Below are 25373 nucleotides of genomic sequence, written 5' to 3' on the forward strand. Positions count from 1 at the left end.
GTGCTTTTATGCTTATCTGTTCCCGTGCATGTCGGATCTTTCAGATAGCGAGTCAGTATTTGTTTATTCGTTTGGACAGCTTTGCAATTGTAATCTCTGCCAGTTGTATAATAGTTCCCTTACATCTTCATGGTAAGTGGTGTGGTAGCGGTCTAGCAGCCTTTCGGCTTGGGTGACACCACTTGCTGTTATATCACGTACCGGATCGAGGTATTGACTTTCGTCCTCGGAACCGCACAGTTGTGACCGGCGGGTGAGTCCAGCCAGGGCGATCCGGTAGAGTTGTATCGCTATTTGGCCAACATGGATGTTTCCACTGGAGGCATTTAAGCCGGCCTTGGGCACCTGAGCTCTGATGGCTTGCATGGTTTCGATGTCCCAATTCGAGATCAGTTCGTAGGCTTCGTTTCGACTTTTCGTATCATACAACAGTCCAACCCAAAAGGCTGAAAGTGCCGCAATGTGATTCACGCAGCTGGCATCGGCCCCGCGCATTTCAATAAATTGCTTTAGTCTAACATCGGGGAAAACCGTAGAGGCATGTGTTTCCCAGTCGTTCATGGTTGGTTTTAACGTGTGTTTACCATCCATAAAATCTTTAAATGTCATTCCATTGGCTGGAAGAAATTGATTATCGCGGTAAATGAAGTACATGGGGACATTCAGAAGATAGTCAACCCAGTGTTCGAAGCCAAATCCTTCATCAAAAATGAAAGGCAAAAAGCCACAGCGGTCAGGATCGGTGTCATTCCAGATTTGTGCCCGATAACTTAAATAGCCATTTGGTTTTCCTCCGGTGAAGGGTGAATTTGCAAAGATGGCTGTTGCGATAGGCTGCAAAGCTTGTGCTATACGCATTTTCTGAATCATATCTGCTTCGCTGGCATAATCCAGATTGACCTGAATGGTGGCTGTATTGGTCATCATCTCCAGCCCCAGTTTTCCTTTAGTGGGCATGTAGCTACGCATAAGTGCATAACGGGATTTGGGCATCCAGGGCAGCTCGTCAACACGCCATAGCGGATCAACGCCCATGGGCAGGCTAAAAAAGCCAAACTTGTGACAAATCATTTTCAGCTCTTCAAAATGCTTTTTGGTTTCCATGTAGGTCTGGTGGATGGTGCTGAAATTTTTGCCTGACAGCTCAAATTGTCCTCCTGGCTCCAGGGTTATGGAAGCACCGTCCTGACTTAGTCCAATGATTTTGTCTTGCTCCATAATGGGGTCCCATCCGTATTGTTGCATGTGTCTTAGAATCGTTCGGATCCCTGATTCTGATGCGTAATCCAGTCGCTTTAAGGAGCTTTGCTCGTAAAGGAATTTTTCGTGTTCGGTACCAATTCCCCATTTTTCAGGAGGCTTGTTCCCGCGCTCAAAATAAGCAACCAGTTGCGATTTATGTTGTATCTCTTGTTGTTTTTCGATTTCCGTCATGATGCCAAATTACTAATTAACATGAGCCTGAAGTTGTCGTTCTCATGTTGGATTTGCTTGTCGATTAATCATATTGTTAACCGAGCAAGCGTAATTTATTTTGAATTCAGGATGCTGTCAAGGACATATTTTTCCACATGCCGATTTTTGCCAATGTAGGGAAAATCGTGCATCGACAGCATGGCCGGCGCGTTTAGCTCGACTACAATGTAGTTTTCAGTTGATGGTGTTCGATCAATCGCTTGAATGATGATATCAATTCCGGCGATGTTGAGGCCTCCCGCCTGTGCTGCCTTAATGGCTACTTGTTTGTAAAAGTCCGGCATGTCGTCGGTGACATCAATGCTGTCTCCGCCTGTGCTCAGATTCGAGTTTTTACGTAAAGACACTTTTTCTTCTGGTTTCAAAATACTATCCGGATTTAATCCCAAGGCTTTGAGGTGGCGAAGCACTTCATCGTCAATCGTAATCTTTAACAACGGATGTCGGTAATCGGTTCCTCTGCCTCTGTTTTTTAGCTCAATCAATTGCCGAATTGTATGCTTGCCGTCGCCCGAAATATTGGCTGGTTCGCGATAGGCAATGGCTCGTACCTGGCTGTCAACAACCAGGAAACGGTATTCTCGGCCGGTGAAGTACTCTTCCACAATCACTTTATCGGCATGCTGAAAAGCCCGCTTGATGGCTTCCTGAAGCTCATCGGTTGTTTGGATGTTGGTGCTTACGGCAATGCCGTGATCGGTGTTGGCCGGTTTTACTACTGCCGGAAAATCAATCGTGCCGAGCTGCTCGGCTGTGTAATCCCGCTGTAGCAAAACTCCTTTGGCTTGCCTGATGTTTCGTCGTTTCAGAAATTGCCGGGTCATCCATTTATCATTTGAAATCCAGTAGGCAATCAGGCTGTTTGCGTCAGAAATGGTTCCTTCATGTATAATGTATTCTTTGTTGTTGAAGGTAACGGCCAGCAGGTTGTTGTTGGCGTCGATGATCTCGAAAGGCAATTTGCGCCTCAGGATTTCGGAAATGATGATTTGAGTGGTCGCTTCAAAATTTTCATAGCCGGAAAGGGGAGTGAAGTTGTATGTTGAATTTTCCATTTCGTGGTATCTCCTGTGTTTCTTAAATTCAAAATTAGGAATAAACGAGCGAAATAAACTGTGCTGGAGTTTTAATCCGTTTTGTAGGTATTTATTTCGTTTAGTCCGTTTGGATTGGTTGACTAAAGAAACTAAACAAGCAAGAAGCCTGTCTGTTTATGTCTGGAACAAAAAAAGAAAAAACCCAATCAATTGTTAAACAATTAATTGGGTTAATTTTCTTGGGTGGATGATGGGATTTGAACCCACGACCCCTGGAACCACAATCCAGTGCTCTAACCAACTGAGCTACAACCACCATGTTTCGATGCTTTAGGCATCGTTGCTATTCGTAAGCGGGTGCAAATATAACATTTTTATTTTTCCTGAAATAGTTTCATCAACATTTTTGAAAAATATTTTTGAAAAATGTTGATGAAACGAAATGGGGGCATATGGGCTGGCGGCAAGATTTCAAGGAGGATTCAGGGGGATGTCTTGTTTTAATGTGATGATAAACAGAGGGTTGTTTGTTGGTCTGATTTGGCAGGTGGGGTTTGAACAGGTTTTGATCAGTATAAATGAACAGGGGTGACTATTTCTTTATTAAAAGACGGGTGAAAATCGGGGACGGATAATCAACAGACTCGGAAATTTGACCGATTGGTGGCTTTTTTTTAGGTTTGTTTATGAAAAGGCAAAAGAGAACGACAACAAGAAGAGCGAACCAATTGGTTCGCTCTTCTTGTTGCAGATGTCTGAGGCGTTCTGATTTTTATAGGCGTATAAAACTTCGACTTTGTGGGTATTTCGTTAACATCCACCTTTGACTACAGCGGTTTTTATCTCTACAGGTTTATTCAGGTTGCTCATGGCTTCAACCAGCTTATCCATATCTTCGGCTAGTTTTTTTCGGTAGTGATAGGTGTTCAAGAGCTCTTTAGATGCAGTGGCTGCTGGTGGATTTATGTTGGAATAGATTAGCCTGAATTCGGCTGAAGAGTCTTTGAGTAGGCAATTGGCGGACTTTCCTGCGTAGTTTGATAATAAATAGGCTTTTTTAGCCAGACTTTCGCCGTCAGCGTAGAAATAATTGGTTTTAATTTTCTGATCAAATATTTTCTGCCATTTCCGATCCATAATCTCATCAGCAGGAATGTTGATCGCCAAAGGAAGGTGATACTCCTCGAATGCCTCGGGAGATCGTACATCAATAATGTTGATCTGATGGAAATTATTGGCAATTTCAAAGGCCAGCTGATCTGAGCTGACTTCGTTGAAGGGATATTCGGCATGTCTTTGGGGGGAGCTTACCCGATTTTCGATTATTTCTTCCGTTGAAGGCGTGAAGCCGACGATTCCAATCAGAAAGAAGCCAAGGACTCCGGCGACCACGTAATTGATTCGTTTCTTTGGGGTAACTTCTGTTGGGTGCTTGGTCACTTTATTCTCAATTAAGTGCGTCAGGTAAAAAGCGATTAGGGCAATGGCAGTGAGCAGTACGGCAAACACCGGTTTTGATAAGCCCAGCTGCTCGTTTATAAGCAAGGGGCCCCAGTTTTCGGCCAGGTAGATGTCTTCGAAAAATGGAAAGCTTTCGGCAAATGCCACGATGCCAAGTGCCGAGCCAAACACAAAGGCGACGCCATCGAGCTTACCGATCGCGGCCGCACAGATACTGGTTCCGGGGCAAAAACCTCCGATAATAAAACCAAGTCCCATGATTGCTCCGCCTAGCAGGGCTGACCATAAAAACGTCGGGTTGATGTAGATTAGGCTCAATTCGAGTATTCCCCAGTGCCCGAAAAGCAGAACTCCAATCATGGCTGTTACGCCGGCGGTGAAGAATACTTTTAAAACGGTGAAGTCATATCCGTAGAATAAACCCGCTAGTTTTTTTGTTGACGAAAAGCCGGCTTGTTCCAATACAAAGCCAAACCCGATGCCTGCAAGCAAGGCAATCATCAAGTTAAATTCGTTGCTAATAAGATAAGGTACTAATGGTCCCATAATCTATTGAATAATTGATTTACTGAATGATTGAATGTGATGTTAAAGCCAGAGTTTTCGGAAAAAATAGGCGAAAAAATATCCCGTTCCGAAGATGGCCAGCATGGTGATGATGCCTCCAAGCGACATGACACCCATTCCGCTTAAGGCTGCTCCGCTGGTGCAGCCTCGTCCCAGCTGCGAACCCAGACCAAAGAGGAAACCGCCAATGATTGCTGCGACAATCCGGGTTAGGTTGGTTATTTTGGGGCCGCGTTCCAGTTTTAAACCCATCCGGTTGCTGATTACGCCCGAAAGGAAAGCCCCGATAATGACACCCATAATTTCAAAAAATAACCAGTCTTTTAATGGCCCGCCAGGATGCGTTTCAGCATAGTTGGACAGGTAGGGTGTGCTGGCCGTGTGTGAGGGTGCCAGGTCCGAAATTAGGGTGAGCACGACGCTTTTGACACCTCCGCTGGCTCCCAGTCCGCGGCCCGTGATGTAGATAGTAACTAACAGAACCAGTCCCAGTAAGAAACCGGCTAAATAAGGATTCATATATGGTTTTGGTTTCATCTTATTGGATGTTTTTTGGTGATTCATTTTCAATAGGAGTATCTTCCAGATCTTCATAGCCAGTCAGCATCGCCTTGATGTTGGAGGTAGGGGTGTCTCCAGTAGTGGTCATGTACACATGCACGATCAGGAATACGATGAGGAGGATGGCTCCCAGCGTATGCCAAAAGGCAATGTCTTCCAAAGGGTATTCTTCGACGACCACGAGATTGTTTTGGTCAATTGTTTTATAAAGCAAATAGAAGATGCCGGAAACAACAGTCATCGGAATTAATATGAGCTTGAAGCTCAGGTAGACCATGCGCTGTAAGGGGTTTAGCTTGCTGAGTTCTGTTTTTGTTGTTGGGTGTTTTTCGCCTTTGAAGATTCCGAACAGGTAATAGAATACTTGTTCTTTTAGTTTTTTCGTTGTTGGAATGTACTGCTTCCATTCGCCGGTTGTGATGTGCCAAAAAATAGCAAATACAATCAGGCCAATGAGCATCCAGGAGGCAACCCGGTGAAACTGGACCGCTTTCTCGAACCCGAAGATTTCGAAAGCCCCATGCACTTCAAAACCAGTCAGAGCCAAAAACATGATGAGTGACGCTTGAGTCCAGTGCCAGAAGCGTTCAAATCCTTTGTAGATATATACTTTTCGCATTGTTTGATAAGTTAATTTGAAGTGAATTTTAATCTTTTGGAATTAGTCGGTTATATCAGGCTGGTCATAGTCAATGACCTGCTTTTCGTATTTATTTTTAATGATGGTGGATAACACCCGCATGAGTCCATGCCCGATAACGGCAACAAGAGCCAAAACGATCAGCCAGCTACCTGCTGTGTCAAGTGGTTTATTGCGGTCACGCCCGGGAATGTAAAAACCGGTTAGCTCGGCCAGGCGTCCATCGCGCGAGTGGCATTCCACACAGCTCAATGCTTGTTCTTTGGGAGCCACCATATGATTGATGGGCCAGTACATTTCTGTTTCAATGAACCCATAATCGCCGCTGAATGGTAAGCCTACATCGTGCATTCCAGCAGCGGCTGCTTTCTTCCAGTCAAAATCTTTCCAGAAAGCACTGTCGCCTTGGTTGGCTGCATAGAGTTTGGGTTGAATCAGTCGCTTAAATTCCTTATCGTATATTTGATCGCCCACATGAATCTTTACAGGAATGATTTTAGAGTTTCTGTCGTTGTAAGATCCGTTCAGCGTGTTGATTTGCAAGGGGACTGTCGTAATGCTGTCGCCCAGGTGGTATTGGTCTGCAGTTCCATTGAACCAGACATAATCGGGTTTGACATTTTTCTCCCATTTAAAAGAACCTTTAATGGATAGGTACCGATGGTTGCCAATGGAGTCTTCCTCTGAATATGGCTGGCCATCTTTTAGCTTTCCGGCTTCCGACCATTTCCAAGCCATTTTAGTGGCATTTACCTTGGCGTATTCCGGAATGTGACAGGTCTGGCACGATACTTTGGAGCCGTGTCGGTTGAGTACGTGGCTGAAGTGCGGTGTTGTGGAGTGGCACTGTTCGCAGGTGGCCCGGTCAGTATTGCTTGTCGATACCGAATAAAGCTTGCCTTTGATTTGATGATTTTCAGCGGTGTGGCAATCTACGCAAGTCATGTTCATTCCGTTGACAGCCATGTGAACATCCACCTCGCGGGTGGTTGATAATTGTGCCACTTCCAGGTCGCCATGCTTGACGTTGTTTCCACCACCACTGAAGAAATGGCAGGAGCCACAATTATTGCGCTGCGGAATACCAACCGATTGGGCTACTTTTTCGAGATTAACCGTTCGGTCAGGATAGCCTGCCATGGAAGATCCTTTTTGGTATTCTTCGCTATTGTCGTGACAGACCATGCAATCCACATTCAAGGCATTGTTGTAGTCAAAATGATTGTCATTCATGCCATAGCCAATATGGCAGGCCGCGCAGGCTTGTTGATTGGAGTTGGAGCCAATACAGAAATTGTTGAGGACCGTGTTTTTTCCGGAGGCTGAAATTCCGCGCCCTTCAACATACGAAAGGCGTTCCCAGTTCCAGTGCGACGAGGCCATGACCTCTTTGTGCGTTTCTGTGTGGCACGAGATACAGGCCTCGGTGACTTCCTGAGGGGTTTTAAACTTTCGTTGTAGTGCCGGAAGTTTGCTGTGATCGACTGAAGACGTTGGTTTGATGGCATATTCCTGCTTGAGGGTTTCCAGCTTGAGGTTGTACGACGCTTCTTGGTGAAGTACATTGACCAGAACAAGAGCAGCAATAATTGCGATGACGATAAAAAGTATGTTTTTATACATGACTTTCATAGTGTAGGGTTTAATTTGAGCCAAATTCGTTGAACTAAAGTTCTTGTTTTGCATACAAATATATCTATATTTATAAATAGACCTATGATAATGTATGGATTGATGGATATTTGTCCGGTTTTGTCCTGTTCTTGTAGTTGTTGTGTTCCTGTATGTGTGTCTTTGTGAGGGCTTTGTGAAGTAGTTTAAAAGCGCTCTAAATTACGGGTTTATTCAATGTTTTTAATGTATTTTTGTATCGTTTTGTCTTTTTATTTAGGCTTGTTTGGTTAATTCTGATTCAGAAAATTCTTGCTAAAATGGACTGATTTGCTCTAAGCGGGAAGGTTGTTTTGTGCAATCGCTTCGATTTCTCTAGTTGATGTGTGTTTGGAAGTTGTCCTTTCCGGAAATTAGCTATCTTGAACCTCGTTCTATAGGCATATGCAGCGTTGTTTTCATTAAATGCAATTTCGGCTAACTCTTTTCGATATATGGGGTGGAGTCTTTGTAAATGAGAACAGCTCTGCGCGGACTGAACAGTTGTCGTAATTGAATTTATGCCTCTGCCGTCATCTCGAGGATGATGATGTATATATTTGCGAAGGTTTTGGCCGATCACTTTTTTCAGGAATAGATCGGTTTTGAAGCGTGCTGATTTTTTGTTTGTATTGCATGAGGGAGCAACTGTCAGTCTATGAGCTGAAACACTTTCTCTGTTATGAAATGCATTTGGTTTAATGACGCAGAGAAGGAAGAAGAACATGATTTTTCTACGAAAATACATAACAACAATTTCCAGTTTGCAGTTTATTCAGTTGCTGCGGTTTGCTGTTTTATTTCTGGTTGGGGTGGTTTTGGTTCGCTTTTATCCCCGGCATGAGATCGGGCAGTACGAATCTTTTTTATTTATTGCCGGAGCGCTTTCCTTCTTTTGGCTTCGGGGTGTGCTACAAACATTTTTGGCATTGGATGATGAGGAGGCTAAAATGGATGTTGATGCCCGAAATCAATCGTCAAACCTTTACTTTAACAGTTTTTTGTTATTGCTTGGATTTAGTACGCTGTCCGTTTTGTTTTTGCTGGTTTTCAAGCAGCAGTTTCAAGCCATGCTCAATGGGAGCGCTGAGGTGCCGTATTTTTATTGGCTGCTGGCTTATCTCTTTTTGGCGTCACCCTCAAATTTTATTGAATATATTTTCCTCAAGAAAAATAAGACTTATGCCATTATTGTTTACGGTCTGGTTTCCTATGGATTGCAATTGTTGCTGGTCACTTTGCCGGCATTGGTCGGTTGGCCTATTGTGTATTCCATTCAGGCATTGGTCCTGGTCAGTGGGCTGCGTTTTATTTTTCTTTTAGGAGTTTTGAAACGCTACTCTTGTTTTATTTTGTCCTGGCCATTTTTGAAACGTCACCTTAAACTATCCTATCCTTTAGTCGGAAGTTCTTTGCTGAGCGGTTCTGGGCAGTATATCGACGGTGCTATTGTGTCGCACTTTTACAATCCGGAATTGTTTGCCGTTTTTCGGTATGGCGCGCGTGATTTTCCCTTGGTTATCATCATGGCGAATGCCTTAAGCCATGGCATGATCCCATCTTTTAGGCGGCTGCCCCTAGTCGAAGTGTTGGCTCAATTAAAAGCGAACTCAGCGCGCTTGATGCATTGGCTTTTTCCTCTGACACTTGTTGTTCTGGTGTTCTCGAACCTGCTTTTCCCCTTGTTTTTTACTTCGGGATTTGCCTTTAGTGCTAAAGTATTCAACGTCTATTTACTCTTGATTACCTTGCGGTTAATTTTTCCGCAAACCATTTTGATTGGGAAGCAAATTACAACTGTCTTTTTATTTGTATCATTTGGAGAAATTGTATTAAACGTTGTGCTGAGTTTGATTTTTGTTCAGTTTGTTGGCTTGATCGGCGTTGCTTATGCGACTCTTATAGCGCATCTATTTGAGCGGATCGTGCTAGTTCTTTTGGTTCGGAAAAAACTCCATATTAGCATGGCCGAATATGTTCCTGTTTCTCTGTATTTTGCGTATAGTATTGTCTTTTTAGCTAGTTATCTTATTGTTGATTTTCTTGTTTTTCCCTTTTTCTCCTGAATCGAAATAGAATTTAACATCCCGGTAATAAACTGCATGAATAGTTTCAGGCAGCTAATCTATTCGCTATTTTTGCTAATCCATTTTTTGTGGGAACGAATTTGAAATTTAGAGCTATGGATATACTTCTTGACGATCCGGTGGTCGATAAACAGTTTATGGAGATTCTGGCGAAAATCAGAGGACTGAAAAACGGCGAAACAGTTGCCCAGATGAAACGCATGGGCTTGCAGTATAAAATTAACTGGGGAGCTTCTGTTATTTCATTGCGTGAGCTTGCCAGAAACTATGATAAGAACCATTTGCTGGCACTGAAACTTTGGAACAAACAGTGGCGCGAAAGCATGATTATGGCCACGCTTCTGGATGAGCCTGAAAAGGTGACGGAGGAGCAGTTGGATTTTTGGACCAAAAGTTTTCTGACAACTGAAATTGCCGAGCAGGCAGTTGCCAACCTGTTTGTTCATTCGAAGTTTGCTTACGTTAAAGCACTGGAGTGGTGCCGCGGCAAGAAACACCTGGTGCGATATACAGGACTGCAGCTGATGGGCCGTCTGGCTATGGTGGATAAACAGGCGATCGATGAAATGTTTGAACCCTTTTTCGAGGTGATTCAGCCTTTGATTAAGGATCCGGAGTTGGGACAGGTTTTTTACCGGAGTATGACGATCCTGATTAATCGCAGCGATGAGCTTAGAGATGCGTGCCGTTCTTTTTTGGAACAGGCGAAGCAACTTGAGGAGGAACAGGCTCGAAAAATGGCTGTATTGTTACTCGAAGATATTGCCGAATTTTAGCCGTTTTGACAAATAGTGTAAGCGACGCAAAATGGCAGTCTGCATAAATTTGGTATAGTTTTTATAGGAACAGACAAAACAATTTAAATAACGAATTATGAATTTGACGAAATCATCGAACCCTGCCTTATCAAACTCGGTGTTTAATAAAGTGCAAACCGGAGTTCAGACTGAGGTGATGACCATTGAGGGAACCGTGAATAAAACGGGTCTGATGTTCTTGATATTGGCATTTGCTGCCACATTTACCTGGCGGAAGTTTTTTGGAGCGTATGAATTTGGATCTCCCGAAGGTGCTTTTTCGGTTGTTGCACCTTGGCTTATTGGCGGTGGTATTGGTGGGTTTGTAGTCGCCATGATTACCGTGTTCAGTCCACGTTATGCGAACATTACAGCGCCTGTTTACGCCGTTTTTGAAGGACTTTTTCTCGGTGGGCTTTCCGCTTTTTTTGAAGTTCAGTATCCTGGTATGGTCATGCGGGCGGTCGCTTTGACTTTTGGCGTGTTTTTTATCATGCTGTTCTTGTTCCGTTCAGGAGGAATTCGTGCAACCGGGAAATTCCGCATGGCGATTATTGGCGCCACTGGAGGGATTGCCTTAATTTATTTCATCAGTTTTATTGCCGGCCTATTTGGAGCCAATACCGGGTTTTTACATGGCAACAGCCTGTTTAGCATTGGATTTAGCTTAGTAGTGGTGGCTATTGCTGCGTTGAATCTGATTTTGGATTTTGATTTCATTCAACGCGGTTCTGAAGCACGCGCCCCCAAATTTATGGAGTGGTATGGTGCTTTTGGCTTGATGGTCACCCTGGTTTGGTTGTACATCGAAATTCTTAGATTATTATCCAAATTAGCTAGTCGCGACTAAAAATCAGAATATTGAAAATAGTACAGGGACTTTGGTCCCTGTTTTTATTTTCTTGCGATAAGTATTATTTTCGGTGCTTTTAAAATCAAGATACAGGTAAATGCAGTTAGTAAAGGTAGAGGACAAAAAGCAGGTTGATATTTTCCATCAGCTTCCTTACTTAATTTACAAGAACGACAAGAACTGGATTGCGCCACTGCGCATGATGGTGGAAGATATTTTCAATCCCCAAAAGAACAACGCTTTGCAAAAGGGGAATGCTTGCCGATGGGTAATTTATAAAAATGAGCAGCCGGTTGGGCGTATTGCGGCCTTTCATACATCCGGATATGCTGCTCAGTTTGAGCAGTTGACCGGAGGGGTTGGCTTTTTCGAAAGCGTTGACGACCAGAAGGTCGCGGATGCCTTGTTTGATGCCGCAAAAACATGGCTGAAAAGTGAAGGTATGGACGCGATGGATGGCCCCATCAATTTGGGAGAGAACTTTTTTCATTGGGGCCTTTTGGTTGATGGATTTATGCCCCAAAGTTTTGGCATGAATTACCACCCGCAATATTATCACCAACTGTGGGCGAATTATGGCTTTCAAACTTATTATAAGCAATTCAGTTATCATCTGAATATTACCAGTCCTGATTTACCTGAGCGTTTTTGGAAGATTGCTGCCTGGATGGCGAAAAAACCAGGTTATCATTTTGAGCATTTCAGGTTTAAAAATCGGGACAAATACATTGCCGACTTTATTGAAATATACGAGAAGGCCTGGAAAAAACATGATAACTATAAGCGCATTGATCGGCAGGATTTGCGCGATATGATTAGCCAATCGAAATTTATTCTAGAGGAAGATTTTATTTGGTTTGTCTACCGCGATGGAAAGCCAATCGCTTTCTTTATGATGATTCCTGATGTAAATCAGTTGATTCAGTATTTTCCTAGCGGAAAAATGAATCTGCTAAAAATGCTTCGGTTGTTTTATCTGAAACGGAAAAAGGTTATTAGCCGTTGCCGGGTGTTGGTAATGGGAGTTGTGCCTGAGTTTCAAAAGTCAGGTATTGAATCGGCTATCTTTTATCAGCTGCGTCAGGTATTGTTGAAAAAAGATTGGTATGATGAAATGGAACTGAGTTGGGTTGGGGATTTTAATCCGAAAATGATTTCCATTTTTGAGGCCGTTGGCGGGAAGAAAATGAAAACCCATTTAACACTCCGCTATCTTTTTGATCGGCAAAAGGAGTTTAAGCGCTCGTCAATAATCGAAGACTAAGGAAGGTCTTTATCGAAGAATATTTTTTATTGTATCTTGTCACCAAAACTAGTACTGATCACATGCAATTACATACTGTAAATAATTCAGAAACCACGAAGCAGTTTCATCAGCTGCCACATCTTATTTATAAGAATGATTCAAACTGGGCTGCCCCCATTCAGGGGATGGTGGAAAATACCTTTAAACCAGAGAAAAATCCTTCGTTTAAAAACGGAGAAGCTGAGCGTTGGGTGGTTTTAAATGAAACAGGAATACCCGTTGGCCGTATCGCCGCTTTCGTTAATTACGACAAGGCCAAAACCTTTGAACAACCCACTGGAGGTTGTGGCTTTTTTGAATGTATTGACGATCAGAAAGTGGCTGACTTATTGTTTGACACTGCTCGTGAGTGGTTGAACGAACGAGGTATGGAAGCAATGGATGGCCCCGTTAATTTTGGTGAAAATTACATGAACTGGGGATTGTTGGTTGACGGTTTTATGCCGCAAGGGTATGGAATGCCGTACAACGCGAATTACTATCAGATGTTATTCGAGAATTATGGCTTTAAAATGTACTTTAAGCAGTTTAGCTATCACCTGGATTATTCCGTTCCTTTTCCGGAGCGATTCTGGAAAATAGCCGGCTGGGTAGCCCAAAAGCCTGGGTACAGTTTTAAGCATTTTGATTTCGATAATGCGGAAAAGTTTATCAAAGATTTTTGCCATATCTACGACGAAGCCTGGCGTTTTCATGAGCACTTTAAACCATTGGATCCACAGGATTTGCGCGATTTCATTCAGAGTTCAAAAGGCGTGCTTGATCCGGAAATGATTTGGTATGCCTACCATGATGATGAGCCCATTGCCTTGTTTGTGATGGTGCCGGACATTAACCAGATTCTACAAAAACTAAACGGCAAATTGAACTTTATCAATATGTTGAAGTTCATGTATTACAAAAAGAAGAAAGTGATTACCCGGACGCGTATTCTGATTATGGGAGTATCACCAAAATACCAGCGTTCAGGAATCGAATCGGCTATTTTCTGGCATCAGGATAAACTGATGAAAAAGAAACCTCAGTACACCGAAGTGGAGCTCTCATGGGCTGGCGATTTCAATCCGAAGATTGTTTCCCTGTATGAATCGGTGGGAGGCAAGCATGTGAAAACGCACTACACCATGCGTTATTTGTTTGACAGGAATAAACCCTTTGTGCGGGCTCCCATCATAGGAGCTGAAAAAGAGCAATAAAAAGAGAAATTTCTTTGGAAAATAAGAAACAGTACTTATCTTTGCAACCCGATTGAAATAATGTTGAAAAAAGAATCAGCAATGAAAAAAGAAATACATCCGGAAAATTATCGCCTAGTAGCGTTTAAAGATATGTCAAATGGCCAGGTTTATTTGACTAAATCAACCGTTAACTCAAAAGAAACTGAAGTGGTTGACGGAGTTGAGTATCCATTGATTAAAGTGGAGATCTCGAGTGGTTCTCATCCATTTTATACAGGGAAAATGAAACTTGTTGATACCGCTGGACGTGTTGACAAATTCATGAACCGGTATAAAAAGCACATGGATAGTAAAAAGAAATAATCTTAGAATTATTCTATATATAAGCTTCGCTTTTTGCGAGGCTTTTTTTTTGCCTTACTTTTGTAAAAAACTCAATATGAATATCATTTTACACGATGGGCATGTGTTAGAAAACCTTCTTCCTCTTTGTTTTACACGCCCGGTTGCTGAACTAAGAACCGGTATCTTGACAATTAGAGAAAAGTGGGAACGTAGAATGCCAGGCAATTATTCGTGGAAAACGGAAGCTTATTTGCAGGCGAAGTATTCAATGCAGCCCACCTCGGACAATTGGCTTGTTATGGCGAATATTTGTCCCACTGACAGTTTGGTTAAGCAGGTTATGCAGCTTGGTCAAGGAAGCGGGATTTCTTATCAGGGGCATCCGGTGGCTGCTCGTTTAGATGATGTTTCTTTGGGGGCCTTTCTATCCGGAGAGCTCACAATTGAGTGGGATGAATTTTCGGAAGCTTTGGACGTGATCAACTATCCGTGGGATTTGATTAGCTTGAATGGAAATCAAATTCAGCATGATTTTGATTTGTTGACAGCCAACCGCGAGTCGGAGCCAATCAGTCAGACAAACCAGCTGATTCACCCTGAAAATATCTTTGCCGAGCCCGGCGTTAAAATGGAATATGCAACCATCAATGCCACGAACGGACCAGTATACCTGGGCGAAGGGAGTGAGCTGATGGAAGGCAGTTTGATTCGCGGCCCTTTAGCCTTAGGGGAGCATGCAACCATTAATATGGGGAGTAAGATTTATGGTGGTACCACCATTGGCCCGAATTGTAGGGTTGGAGGCGAGATTAGTCAGTCTATTCTGATGGGGTATTCGAATAAAGGGCATGGCGGGTTTTTGGGGCATTCTATTTTGGGGGAATGGTGTAATTTGGGAGCGGGAACTAATGTTTCCAATTTGAAAAATAACTATGATCCGGTGAAGGTTTGGAATTATAGCTCCGGAAGGTTTATTAAAACAGGCTTGCAGTTTGGCGGGCTGATTATGGGCGATCATTCAAAGGCGGGTGTTAACGCGATGTTTAATACCGGAACGGTGGTTGGCGTGGGATGTAATATTCATGGTACCGGATTTCCCCGACAGTTTGTACCGTCTTTTGCCGATGGAGGCCATGGCGGCTTTAAGCTTCATCAGCTCAAAGCTGTTTTAACTACAGCAAGGCGGGTGATGGAACGCCGAAACAAAGCTCTAACCCCTGCAGATGAAGAGATTCTCACCCAGGTTTTTGATCAAACAGCCGCCTTTCGTAGTTTTTAGCAGTACTGCCCTATCTTGGCATGGCTATTGACTTGTGTTACCCCTGATTTATTGAAAATGGTTTTACGCCAGTTTGTCACAACGATACAGAAAAAGATACAATGGGAAAAAATAGAGGACAATCACTTGGAGATGTGATTTTTACAGGAATAGGAGATGATGATTCGGAAATTATTCCAATCATCGCTGATGGAACAGAAGAAGAACTGAAAAACTTTCAGGCACCTGAAATACTGCCAATTTTACCGCTTCGGAATACTGTCTTGTTCCCGGGTGTGGTGATTCCAATTACTGTGGGAAGACAAAAGTCATTGAAATTAATACAAGATGTTTTTCGGGGCGATAAGTTGTTAGGTACCGTAACTCAGATTGATGGGAGTGTTGACGATCCGGATCAGAAGGACTTATATAAAGTTGGAACAGTAGCGCAAATTCTGAAGATTTTGGAAATGCCGGATGGTTCTACTTCTGTTATCATTCAAGGGAAAAGAAGATTTGAAGTGGAAAATTATTTGGAAGAATTTCCTTATTTCAGGGCTCAGGTTACTTTATTAGATGAAATTCTCCCCACAGAAGATAATGTCGAATTTAATGCAGTCGTAGGCTCATTGAAGGACTTATCGATCAAGGTTGCTCAGTATTCGAGTAATGTGCCGCCCGAAGCGACCTTTGCTGTTAAAAACATTGAGAACTCTACCTTTCTGATCAATTTCATTTGCTCAAATACGGATTTGAGTGTGGATGAAAAGCAAAATCTATTGGAGATTGCGGATGTTCGGGAACGAGGAATTCAAGCCATTTCTTACTTGGTGAAGGAAGTCCAGATGCTGGAGCTGAAGCATGACATTCAATCGAAAGTGAAAACGGATCTGGATCAGCAGCAGCGCGAATTTTTGCTCAACCAACAAATGAAAACCATTCAGGATGAATTGGGTGGTAATCCGATTGAGCAAGAGGTTAACGAGATGAAGGAAGCTGCCAAAGACAAAAAATGGAGCGAAGAGATCGCTAAGTTTTTTGAGAAGGAGGTGAATAAACTTCATCGCTTAAATCCCGCGGCAGGAGAGTACTCCGTTCAGTTTTCCTATTGTCAGACTTTGCTTGAATTACCTTGGAATGAATACTCGGAAGATAATTTTGATCTGAAGCATGCAGAGCAAGTACTGGATGAAGATCACTATGGTTTGGAGAAAGTGAAGGAGCGGATTTTGGAACATCTGGCCGTTTTGAAATTGAAGAAGGACATGAAAGCGCCGATCTTATGTTTGTATGGCCCTCCGGGAGTTGGTAAAACTTCGCTGGGGAGATCGATCGCCCGTGCTTTGAATCGAAAATATATACGCATGAGCTTGGGTGGACTGCATGACGAAGCTGAAATACGTGGACACCGCAAAACATACATTGGTGCTATGCCCGGACGTATTCTGCAGAATATTAAGAAAGCGAAAACATCGAATCCGGTTTTTATACTGGATGAGTTGGACAAGGTTTCCAGCGATTTTCATGGTGATCCGGCATCGGCACTACTAGAAGTGCTCGACCCGGAGCAGAATAGTGAGTTTCACGATAATTACGTGGAGTTGGACTATGACTTGTCGAATGTGATGTTTGTGGCAACAGCCAACACTCTGAATACCATCGCTCCACCCTTGCGCGACCGTTTGGAGCTAATTGATGTGAACGGCTACATTGTGGAAGAGAAAATTGAAATTGCTAAAAGGCATTTGATTCCAAAGCAACTGGAAAATCATGGCGTGAAGAAAAGTCAGGTGAGTTTTTCCAAGGATGTACTGGAATACATTGTTGAAAATTATACGCGTGAATCGGGAGTGCGTGAGCTGGATAAAACACTGGCCAAAGTCGTGCGTCGGATTGCTAAGAAAATTGCTTTTGAGGAATCTTTCAACAAGAAGTTGACCAAAGATGATGTTCGCGAATACCTCGGAGTGGTGCTGTATACTCGAGAAAGCTATCAGGGGAACGAGATTCCCGGCGTGGTGACCGGTTTAGCGTGGACAGCCCATGGCGGCGAAATCTTGTTTGTGGAGTCTAGCTTAAGCACCGGTAAAGGGGGATTAACCTTGACCGGAAACCTGGGAGAGGTCATGAAGGAATCAGCCATGCTGGCTCTGGAATATCTTAAATCGCACCGCGAGGAACTGGGCATTGATCAGAAAGTATTCGATGAGAATAATTTTCATATCCACGTTCCGGAGGGAGCTATACCCAAAGATGGTCCTTCGGCAGGAGTAACCATGGTTACATCGTTGGCATCAAGCCTTTCAAAAAGGAAAGTGCGCAAGAATGTGGCGATGACCGGCGAAATTACCTTGCGAGGAAAAGTACTTCCTGTAGGTGGAATCAAAGAGAAGATTCTGGCCGCTAAGCGAGCAGGAATTAAGGAGATTATGTTGTCAGCGGATAATCAAAAGGATCTGGAGGAGATCAAAGATGTTTATCTGAAAGGACTGAAGTTTCATTTTGTTAAAACGATTCAGGATGTACTTGACTTTGCTTTGTTGAAAAGCTAGGCTGATCTCATTTCGATTAAAACGACATTTTTATTTTTTATAATCAGGCTCTTTGAGGAGTCAGATGGATTAAAAGCAGTTGAAGACAAGGAGATGGTGTAAACCAATTGTTTTCAACTGTTTTTTTTGTATCCGGTCGTATTCAGAATTTTCTTTCTACGAAAACGACTGAATAGTGGCCTTGAGTGTGAGGTTTAAACCGCTATCAGCCTTGCTTAGTTGATCGGAAAACAGTTCATTTTTTCAAAGAAGGAGATGGTTGACCGGTTGATGGGTTCTTCCATCATCGTGTCCTGATGGGCTAAGATGCACACCTTTCTTTTTCGGTCAATGCGCCGGAGAAATTGGAGGTTGATATAGGTGTCGCGGTTCGCTTTCACCAGACTAGGGGAATTGATTAATGCAACAAGCTTGTGCATAAGCATTGTTACCCGTTCGGTATGTCCATTGGTCAGGCTGATGTAATTTTTGTTTGCTTGTGTTTTGATCGCCATAATTTCATCAGGATCCACTAAAATAATCCCCGACTCTGTAGATAACTTCAGTTTTTGAGTGGGTTGATTGTTTCGGATAAAGAAATCCATGTTGCGTTCAAGCGCTTTACGTTTTTCCCGCGTTTTATAACGATTGATTACAGAAATGAGTTCTTCTGGTCCAAAGGGTTTGACCAAATAGTCCAGTGGCTGTACTTCCAGTGTTTTAAAGGCATACTTACTATGTGCAGTTGTAAAAACAATCTCAGTTGTCAGTTGATTTTCTTTAATAGCTTCAGCAACTTCAATTCCATTGGTCTCAGGCATATCGATATCTAAAAATACGATGTCGGGCATTTGTTTTATCAACAGTTTTATGCCTTGCTTGGGAGTCATGGTTTTATCGATGACTTCAATTTCCCGGAATGCTTTTAAATAAATTTCAAGCAACGAGATGGCTTCTTCGTCATCATCAATAATTATGGCAGTTATGGTTTTATTGTCCATTATTCTATGTTGTTATCAATCTTACAAAGTTCTCTAATTTGTTTCTTAGAACCATAAAGCTTGATCTCTTTTTTTTGCGCAATGAGAACGCATGAACTGTCGTGCCGGTTGACACTTCTTAACTTATCAAGGTTGATTAGAAAGGAGCGTCCAATTCTGAAAAAATGATAGCTTTCCAGAAATTCTTCCATTCTTTTCAAGTATGAATTAGCCAGTTCAATATCGCCATTATCCAAATGGATGTGCGTGTAGGATCCCTCGGCTTCGCAATATAAAATATCCTTCGGATCAACAATGCTATAGCTGGATGTTGACGATAGCTTCAGCTTGGTGGTTTGCTTGGTTTGGTTAACAAGCTCATGAAGGTCTTTTTGCTGCATCGAAACTCTTCTCTCTTCTATGGCAGTTACCACCGTGTTGAGTTTTCGGAGATCAACTGGTTTCAATAGAAAATCATACACTTCGTTTTTGATGGCATCAATAGCCATGTCCTGATGAGAGCTGACAATGACAATGTTGGTGTCCATTTTCTCTTTTCGAATCAGAGAAATAAACTCTAAACCATTTTTTCCGGGCATCACCAAATCCAGAAAAACAATGTCAGGACGGATATTCATGAATTGAAAAAGCGCCGATTCCGCACTGTCTGCTTCTTCAATCAGCTCAATATCCGGATGTTCCTTAAGTATGTATTTTAAAAGATCACGATCTGCTTTTTCGTCATCAACAATTAAGACTTTGAACATAGTGTTGTATCGTTATCCGTTAGAAATACAAAATTATTAAAAAATAAATGATTGCAGATCACATATGATAAGTTCGAAGCAGTTAGTCGTTGGTCTTTTCGAGTTATCTGGTACTTGTTCTGAGAGGCTGAGCTAGTTGTGCAATTTTGCACGACTCTTTTAAACTTCAATTAATACGGTATATTTGTAAAAAAATCTTTTTATGATAAAAGTTGAGGGTAAAACCAGAAATATATTGTTTCTGATTGGGATTCTGGTTATGGTTTTTTTGGTCTGGTATTTCAGTTCACTCGTGACTTATATTCTGATTTCAGCCGTATTATCACTGGTTGGTCGACCGATGGTTCGGTTCTTTAGCGGACTTAAGTTGGGCCGTTTTTCTGTTTCCAATTCAGTCGCTGCCTTTTTGGCCTTGATCATTCTCTGGATCTTTTTTATTGGCTCTTTTCGCTTTTTGATTCCGCTGCTGATCAATGAATTTGAACAGCTTTCAACCATTGATTTTAATTCTATTTTTGAAGTTATTGAAAATCCAATCCGGCAGTGGATGCATTTTATGGGTGAAGATACGGGGCCTGAAAATCATGGTCGTTTTGTCGAGCTGCTGAAGACTCAATTTGGCGATCGGGTCAATTTTTCTCAGCTCACCGATGTGTTTGGGTTTGTTGCTGGCACCGTCGGCGAATTATTTATCTCCTTTTTTTCAGTGTCTTTTATTACCTTTTTCTTCTTGAAGGAAGAGACGATGTTTCGCGAAAGTATCTTGCTCATTGTACCTTCGGACTATGAAGAGAAAGTAGGCCGTATTTTATTCTCAATTTATAATTTACTCCGACGTTATTTTATTGGTTTATTATTTGAAGTAACCATGGTTGGTTTTTTGGTAACCTTGGGGTTGACCATTGTCGGAATTGGTTTTAGTCATGCTGTTGTTATCGGTTTGTTTTGTGGCTTGTTTAATGTTATTCCATATCTCGGACCTTGGATGGGGGCTGCTGTGGGCCTTCTAATTGGTATTGCCATTAACCTGAACGCTGATTTTATGGCGCACACCTTTCCGTTGCTAGGATTCATGCTTCTGGTTTTCGTGACCGTACAGGTTATAGACAATATTCTTTTCCAGCCGTTAATTTATTCGAGCAGTGTTAAAGCTCATCCCTTGGAGATCTTCCTGGTAATCATGGCCGCTGGAAGTGTTGCCGGCATTTTAGGTATGATTCTGGCCATACCTGCTTATACAATTGTTCGGGTTATTGCTAAGGAGTTTCTCGATAACCTCAAAATTGTAAGAAAGCTAACCGAAAATCTCAATTAATGCATTGAATTTATCTATCGCTGAACTTGCATTGATAACTTAACTCTATGCTTGATTCTTTTTATTTGTTTTAATCTCGTTCAGCGTCAGCAGTTTAGTGCGCGACGTCTGCTTTTGTCTTCTACAAGCAGCATCTAGGTGTTATCTGGGGATAATTTTTTAACTTGAGCTTGAAAACCTTAAAGTATAAAATTTGTTAATTCTCATGAGTTGCAAAATCCTAAGGTTTGAAAAAAAACTTACTAAAGCTTGTAGAATGAAACTAATGTCCCCTGTTTTACAGAATTACGGGTTTTCTTCCCCACTTTTTCTGTTTATTCTCTCCATCTCCATTTTTGTTTTCTCAGTTACAGCTTCCGCTGAAGCAGAAAAAACCTCAAATGAAACAGATTCAGCTACCTTTGAAACAAGCATGCCTGAGCTTGACTCGGCAGTAGTTGACACGACTGCCGACAGAGATCAACAGCCTGTGCAAGCAGCAACAGCCGGTGCCGAAAAGCAAACATCAAAAGTAAAAAGCTATAGTCATTACCGAAACGATATTAAGCGTGGCGAGCGTTTTTTTCGGGGACTCTTGCCGCACAACAATAAACAGGCTTCCTGCGTATCGTGCCATAACCTGGTGCCTTCAGATACTTTAAACTGGAACCCATCAGCGGTGGAGATTGCTGGCAAGTATGTTGACATGGACTTTGCCTCTTTTCAAGCAGTGGTGACGGAGCCATCCGGAGGCAAGATGGCCGAAGTGCACGATAGCTATGAATTTGAAACGGCAGATCTAAAAACGGTCAAGGCGTACTTGGATGATTTAGCGATGCGCGGGCCAAAACCTTTAAAACCTGATATTAACCGTTTACTCTTGTTTCTTTTTCTGGGAATGATCATTACCTGGGCTTTGTTGGAATTAATTTTCTTTCATAAAATAAAATACAAAGCAATCCCGCTGATCATTTTTCTGGGAGTATTCGGCTTTCAAGTGAATATGATTTATGAAGAAGGAGTCAGCCTCGGTCGCTCTCCAGGATATCAACCCGATCAACCTATCAAATTTTCGCATAAAGTTCATGCCGGACAAAATCAGATCGATTGTAAGTATTGCCACTTTACGGTAGAAGAGAGTAAGTCTGCCGGAATTCCTCCCACTGATCTTTGTTTGAATTGTCACTCGGTTGTGCGTGAAGGAACCCGTTCCGGGAAATTTGAAATCGCCAAACTGATTGATGCGGCTGAAAACAATAAGCCGGTGAAATGGGTACGTATCCACGATTTGCCCGATCATGTCTTTTTTAGTCATGCACAGCACGTCAACTCGGGTAAGTTGGATTGCATTGAATGTCATGGCGAGGTAGCCGAGATGGATGTCTTAAAACAAGTAGAAGATTTGAGTATGGGCTGGTGTTTGGATTGTCACCGAACAACAGAAGTCCAATTTGCTGATAATAATTTCTATGAGTCCTATGAAGAGCTTCATGAGCAATTGAAGAGCGGCGAGATCAATAAGGTAACAGTTGACATGATTGGTGGAACAGATTGTATGAAGTGCCATTATTAATAAACTAACAAACCTAATTAGAATGAAGGAACAATATTATAAGAGCATGGATGATCTGATTTATGATGCGCGTCTGGCTTTGGAAGAAGCAGATTCGGGTGATCGGAAATCCATTCTTCAAATGAAAATGGAAGCAAAAACAGAAGGGACTTCACGTCGCGATTTTTTGAAACTATTTGGCTTCACCATCGCTTCGGCAGCTATTGCTACCAGTTGTGAGCAGCCGGTTCAAAAAGCTATTCCTTTTCTTATTCAACCTGAGAAAATTATTCCTGGCGAAGCCAGCTATTTTGCGTCAACTTATTTTGATGGCATTGATTACTGTAGCATTCTGGTAAAAGTCCGTGACGGTCGCCCCATTAAGATTGAGGGGAATACCTTATCTTCGGTAACACGAGGTGGAACCAATGCCCGAACGCAAGCATCGGTTTTAGGCCTTTACGATAATAAACGGCATAAAAACCCCAGCTTTGACGGGAAAAAAATAAGTTGGGACGAATTGGATGAGAAAATCATGCTTTCGCTGGATGAAATTAAGGAGAAGCAAGGAAAAATTGTGATCCTGACCTCGACCATCATCAGCCCATCAACTCAAGCGGTCATTCAGGAATTTATCATAGCGCATCCCGGAGCCGAACACATTCAATACGATGTACTTTCTGCGTCCGGTATTTTGCAAGCCAATGAGCAAAGCTTTGGAAAAGCTTTTATCCCGTCCTACGATTTTAGCAAAGCAGATCTGATTGTGGGTTTCAATGCCGATTTCCTTGGTAGTTGGCTTTCGCCTGTTGAGTACACAAAGCAATATTCAGAACGCCGAAAATTGGTTGATGGTCAACGATCAATGTCCCGGCACCTTCATTTTGAAGGCGGCATGTCATTAACCGGATCGAATGCTGATGAACGTATTCAGCTTCGGCCTTCACAGGAGAAATTGGTGATCGCCAGTCTTTATAATGAACTTAAAAAATTAAACGGAGAGCAGCCCGAAAGCTTGCCTGCTTCGCCAGTTGATGTGGTAACAGTAGCTGGTGAATTAGCTGCCAAAAAAGGCAGGTCGCTTGTGGTGAGTGGAAGCAATGATACGGAAACGCAACTGCTGGTGAATGCTATCAATGAGCTGCTCGGGAACTATGGAAATACAATCCACCCCGATGTGCATTTAAAATTGCGTCAGGGAATGGATGCGGATATGGCTCGTTTGGTGGATCAAATGGAAGCCGGCGAGGTGGAAGGGCTGATTTTGTATGATGTTAACCCCGTTTACGATTATCCACAGGGCGAGCGCTTCCAGATGGCCTTGCAACAAGTGCCGCTGAGCATTGCCATGCCAATTCTTGGAGAAGAAACTTCGGAGCATGTGCAATACATTTGTCCCGATCATCATTACCTGGAAGCCTGGAACGATGCTGAAATTAAATCAGGTAGCTATTCGCTTGCTCAACCAACCATCCGGCCAATCTTTAAGACGAGGGCTGCACAGGAAAGTCTCCTGAAGTGGGCTGGAAATCCGGTCGATTTTCACACGTATATTCAGAATTATTGGGAGCAAAATATTTATCCGCTGGCCCAAAGCGGCCAATCATTCGTTGATTTTTGGAACAGCAAATTACACGATGGTATCTTCGAAACGGATCAAAAAGAGAACGGTTCACTCTACAATGGGGAACCAGCAACGAAAGCTTTAGCTCAGGTTAAAAGTTCGGGGAATAATGACTCGCTGGAACTTTCTTTGTACACCAATGTGAGCGTGGGAACCGGAAAACAAGCCAACAACCCCTGGTTGCAGGAATTGCCTGATCCGGTATCCAAAGTTTGTTGGGATAATTATGCGGCTGTTTCGCCTAAGTTGGCTAAGGAATTAGAGCTGGAAGATGAGCAGCTGGTCATGATCAATGACTTTGGGCCGATTCCGGTGCTTGTTCAGCCCGGGCAGGAGCATCGAACCATCTCGATTGCGTTAGGCTATGGAAGAGTAAATCTGGGAACTCCGGAAGGAACAGTTGGAAAGAATGCTTACCCGCTTGTTTCATCCCAAAACGGAAGCTTCCGATATACACTGGATCAAGTCAACTTGAAAAAAGTTGAAGGAGAATATCAGCTGGCCAAAACGCAATCGCACCATTCGATGGAAGGCCGTAATTTGGTACGGGAAACCACGCTGGAAGATTATTTGACCAATCCGGCGTCGGGGAATGAAATGCGCGAGAAACTTAAATCGCACCTGAAATCATTGTACGCCCAACGGAAATTCGATGGTTTTCATTGGGGAATGGCCATCGATTTAAACTCCTGTACCGGATGTAATGCCTGTGTGGTGGCTTGTTCAGCGGAAAATAATGTGCCGGTTGTGGGCAAAGAACAGGTCATTATGGCGCGTGAAATGCACTGGATTAGGATTGACCGCTATTACAAAGGAGATCCTGATAATCCGGAACTCGTTCGTCAACCGGTGATGTGCCAGCATTGCGACAATGCGCCTTGTGAAAATGTTTGCCCGGTAGCGGCTACTACCCACAGCAATGAAGGGGTTAACCAAATGGCTTATAACCGTTGTATCGGAACGCGGTATTGCAATAACAACTGTCCGTATAAAGTCCGTCGTTTCAATTTCTTCGATTACACAGGTGCTGATGCCATGCCTGGAAATACAAAGGATGCGGCAGAAATGACCACGGATTTGCGTCGATTGGTGCTGAACCCAGATGTGACGGTTCGTGCGAAGGGAGTTATTGAAAAATGTTCGTTCTGTATTCAACGGATTCAAGAGAAAAAATTAACCGCCAAAAATGAAGGTCGACAATTGGAGGATGGGGAAGTAGTGCCGGCTTGTGCTCAGTCCTGTCCAGCTGATGCCATTGTTTTTGGTGATTTGAATAATAAAGAAAGCCGAATTTCGAATTTTTTTGAAGATGAGCGTAATTACCATTTGCTGGAAGAATTACATACGCTCCCTTCAGTAGGTTATCTAACTAAGGTGAAAAATAAAACCGTCTAACTAAAACGAATAAG

Annotated in this window: 19 protein-coding genes and 1 tRNA gene; 11 read left to right on the forward strand and 9 right to left on the reverse strand. The window is 42.7% G+C overall.

The features are described 5' to 3' along the window. Positions 1-63: 63 nt before the first annotated feature. The 7 genes from ACUNWA_RS15725 to ACUNWA_RS15755 form a co-directional block, all read right to left on the reverse strand. A complete protein-coding gene (locus ACUNWA_RS15725; protein ID WP_445592878.1) occupies positions 64-1434 on the reverse strand; it encodes a glutamate--cysteine ligase in 1371 nt (456 codons plus the stop codon). 95 nt (positions 1435-1529) lie between these two features. After that, complete coding sequence (locus ACUNWA_RS15730; RefSeq protein WP_445592879.1) at positions 1530-2531, reverse strand: glutamate ligase; 1002 nt, start codon at positions 2529-2531, stop codon at positions 1530-1532. A gap of 224 nt (positions 2532-2755) precedes the next feature. Continuing rightward, positions 2756-2829, reverse strand: a tRNA-His gene (locus ACUNWA_RS15735). Positions 2830-3323: 494 nt separating this feature from the next. Then, positions 3324-4520 (reverse strand): YeeE/YedE thiosulfate transporter family protein, encoded by a 1197-nt coding sequence (locus ACUNWA_RS15740; RefSeq protein ID WP_445592880.1) that lies wholly within the window; start codon positions 4518-4520, stop codon positions 3324-3326. A gap of 42 nt (positions 4521-4562) precedes the next feature. After that, complete coding sequence (locus tag ACUNWA_RS15745; RefSeq protein WP_445592881.1) at positions 4563-5078, reverse strand: YeeE/YedE thiosulfate transporter family protein; 516 nt, start codon at positions 5076-5078, stop codon at positions 4563-4565. Position 5079: 1 nt separating this feature from the next. Then, on the reverse strand, positions 5080-5721 hold the full coding sequence (locus ACUNWA_RS15750) for a cytochrome b/b6 domain-containing protein (protein ID WP_445592882.1): 642 nt from the start codon (positions 5719-5721) through the stop codon (positions 5080-5082). 42 nt (positions 5722-5763) lie between these two features. Beyond that, positions 5764-7374 (reverse strand): tetrathionate reductase family octaheme c-type cytochrome, encoded by a 1611-nt coding sequence (locus ACUNWA_RS15755; RefSeq protein ID WP_445592883.1) that lies wholly within the window; start codon positions 7372-7374, stop codon positions 5764-5766. Positions 7375-8117: 743 nt separating this feature from the next. Here ACUNWA_RS15755 and ACUNWA_RS15760 point away from each other — a divergent pair. The 8 genes from ACUNWA_RS15760 (at position 8118) to lon (ending at position 17768) form a co-directional block, all read left to right on the forward strand. Then, a complete protein-coding gene (locus tag ACUNWA_RS15760) occupies positions 8118-9458 on the forward strand; it encodes a hypothetical protein (RefSeq protein ID WP_445592884.1) in 1341 nt (446 codons plus the stop codon). Between the two features lie 116 nt (positions 9459-9574). Then, positions 9575-10255: a DNA alkylation repair protein gene (locus tag ACUNWA_RS15765; RefSeq protein WP_445592885.1), complete on the forward strand. Its 681-nt coding sequence runs from the start codon at positions 9575-9577 to the stop codon at positions 10253-10255. 97 nt (positions 10256-10352) lie between these two features. Continuing rightward, a complete protein-coding gene (locus ACUNWA_RS15770; protein WP_445592886.1) occupies positions 10353-11126 on the forward strand; it encodes a Bax inhibitor-1/YccA family protein in 774 nt (257 codons plus the stop codon). A gap of 100 nt (positions 11127-11226) precedes the next feature. Then, positions 11227-12393, forward strand: a complete 1167-nt coding sequence (locus ACUNWA_RS15775; protein ID WP_445592887.1) for a GNAT family N-acetyltransferase — start codon at positions 11227-11229, stop codon at positions 12391-12393. Between the two features lie 62 nt (positions 12394-12455). After that, positions 12456-13631, forward strand: coding sequence for a GNAT family N-acetyltransferase (locus tag ACUNWA_RS15780; RefSeq protein ID WP_445592888.1), 1176 nt, complete (start codon positions 12456-12458; stop codon positions 13629-13631). A gap of 81 nt (positions 13632-13712) precedes the next feature. Beyond that, positions 13713-13976, forward strand: a complete 264-nt coding sequence (locus ACUNWA_RS15785) for a type B 50S ribosomal protein L31 (protein WP_445592889.1) — start codon at positions 13713-13715, stop codon at positions 13974-13976. Between the two features lie 76 nt (positions 13977-14052). Continuing rightward, positions 14053-15237: a GlmU family protein gene (locus ACUNWA_RS15790; protein WP_445592890.1), complete on the forward strand. Its 1185-nt coding sequence runs from the start codon at positions 14053-14055 to the stop codon at positions 15235-15237. Between the two features lie 101 nt (positions 15238-15338). After that, complete coding sequence (gene lon, locus ACUNWA_RS15795; protein ID WP_445592891.1) at positions 15339-17768, forward strand: endopeptidase La; 2430 nt, start codon at positions 15339-15341, stop codon at positions 17766-17768. Positions 17769-17983: 215 nt separating this feature from the next. Here lon and ACUNWA_RS15800 read toward each other — a convergent pair whose 3' ends face one another. Both ACUNWA_RS15800 and ACUNWA_RS15805 read right to left on the reverse strand, forming a co-directional pair. Then, a complete protein-coding gene (locus ACUNWA_RS15800; protein ID WP_445592892.1) occupies positions 17984-18748 on the reverse strand; it encodes a LytR/AlgR family response regulator transcription factor in 765 nt (254 codons plus the stop codon). Then, positions 18748-19494, reverse strand: coding sequence for a LytR/AlgR family response regulator transcription factor (locus ACUNWA_RS15805; protein ID WP_445592893.1), 747 nt, complete (start codon positions 19492-19494; stop codon positions 18748-18750). The genes ACUNWA_RS15800 and ACUNWA_RS15805 overlap by 1 nt, the downstream gene beginning before the upstream one ends. A gap of 202 nt (positions 19495-19696) precedes the next feature. Between ACUNWA_RS15805 and ACUNWA_RS15810 the strand changes: the two genes are divergently transcribed. The 3 genes from ACUNWA_RS15810 to ACUNWA_RS15820 all read left to right on the forward strand — a co-directional run bounded on the left by ACUNWA_RS15810 (position 19697) and on the right by ACUNWA_RS15820 (position 25359). Next, positions 19697-20809: an AI-2E family transporter gene (locus ACUNWA_RS15810; protein ID WP_445592894.1), complete on the forward strand. Its 1113-nt coding sequence runs from the start codon at positions 19697-19699 to the stop codon at positions 20807-20809. A 256-nt stretch (positions 20810-21065) separates the two neighbouring features. After that, positions 21066-22361 carry a cytochrome c3 family protein gene (locus ACUNWA_RS15815; protein ID WP_445592895.1) on the forward strand — a complete coding sequence of 432 codons (1296 nt, stop codon included), beginning with the start codon at positions 21066-21068 and terminating at the stop codon, positions 22359-22361. Between the two features lie 22 nt (positions 22362-22383). Further along, entirely contained in the window at positions 22384-25359 is a 2976-nt protein-coding gene (locus ACUNWA_RS15820; protein WP_445592896.1) for a 4Fe-4S dicluster domain-containing protein, read from the forward strand. The last annotated feature ends 14 nt before the right edge of the window (positions 25360-25373 follow it).

The organism is Sunxiuqinia sp. sy24, assembly GCF_052677165.1.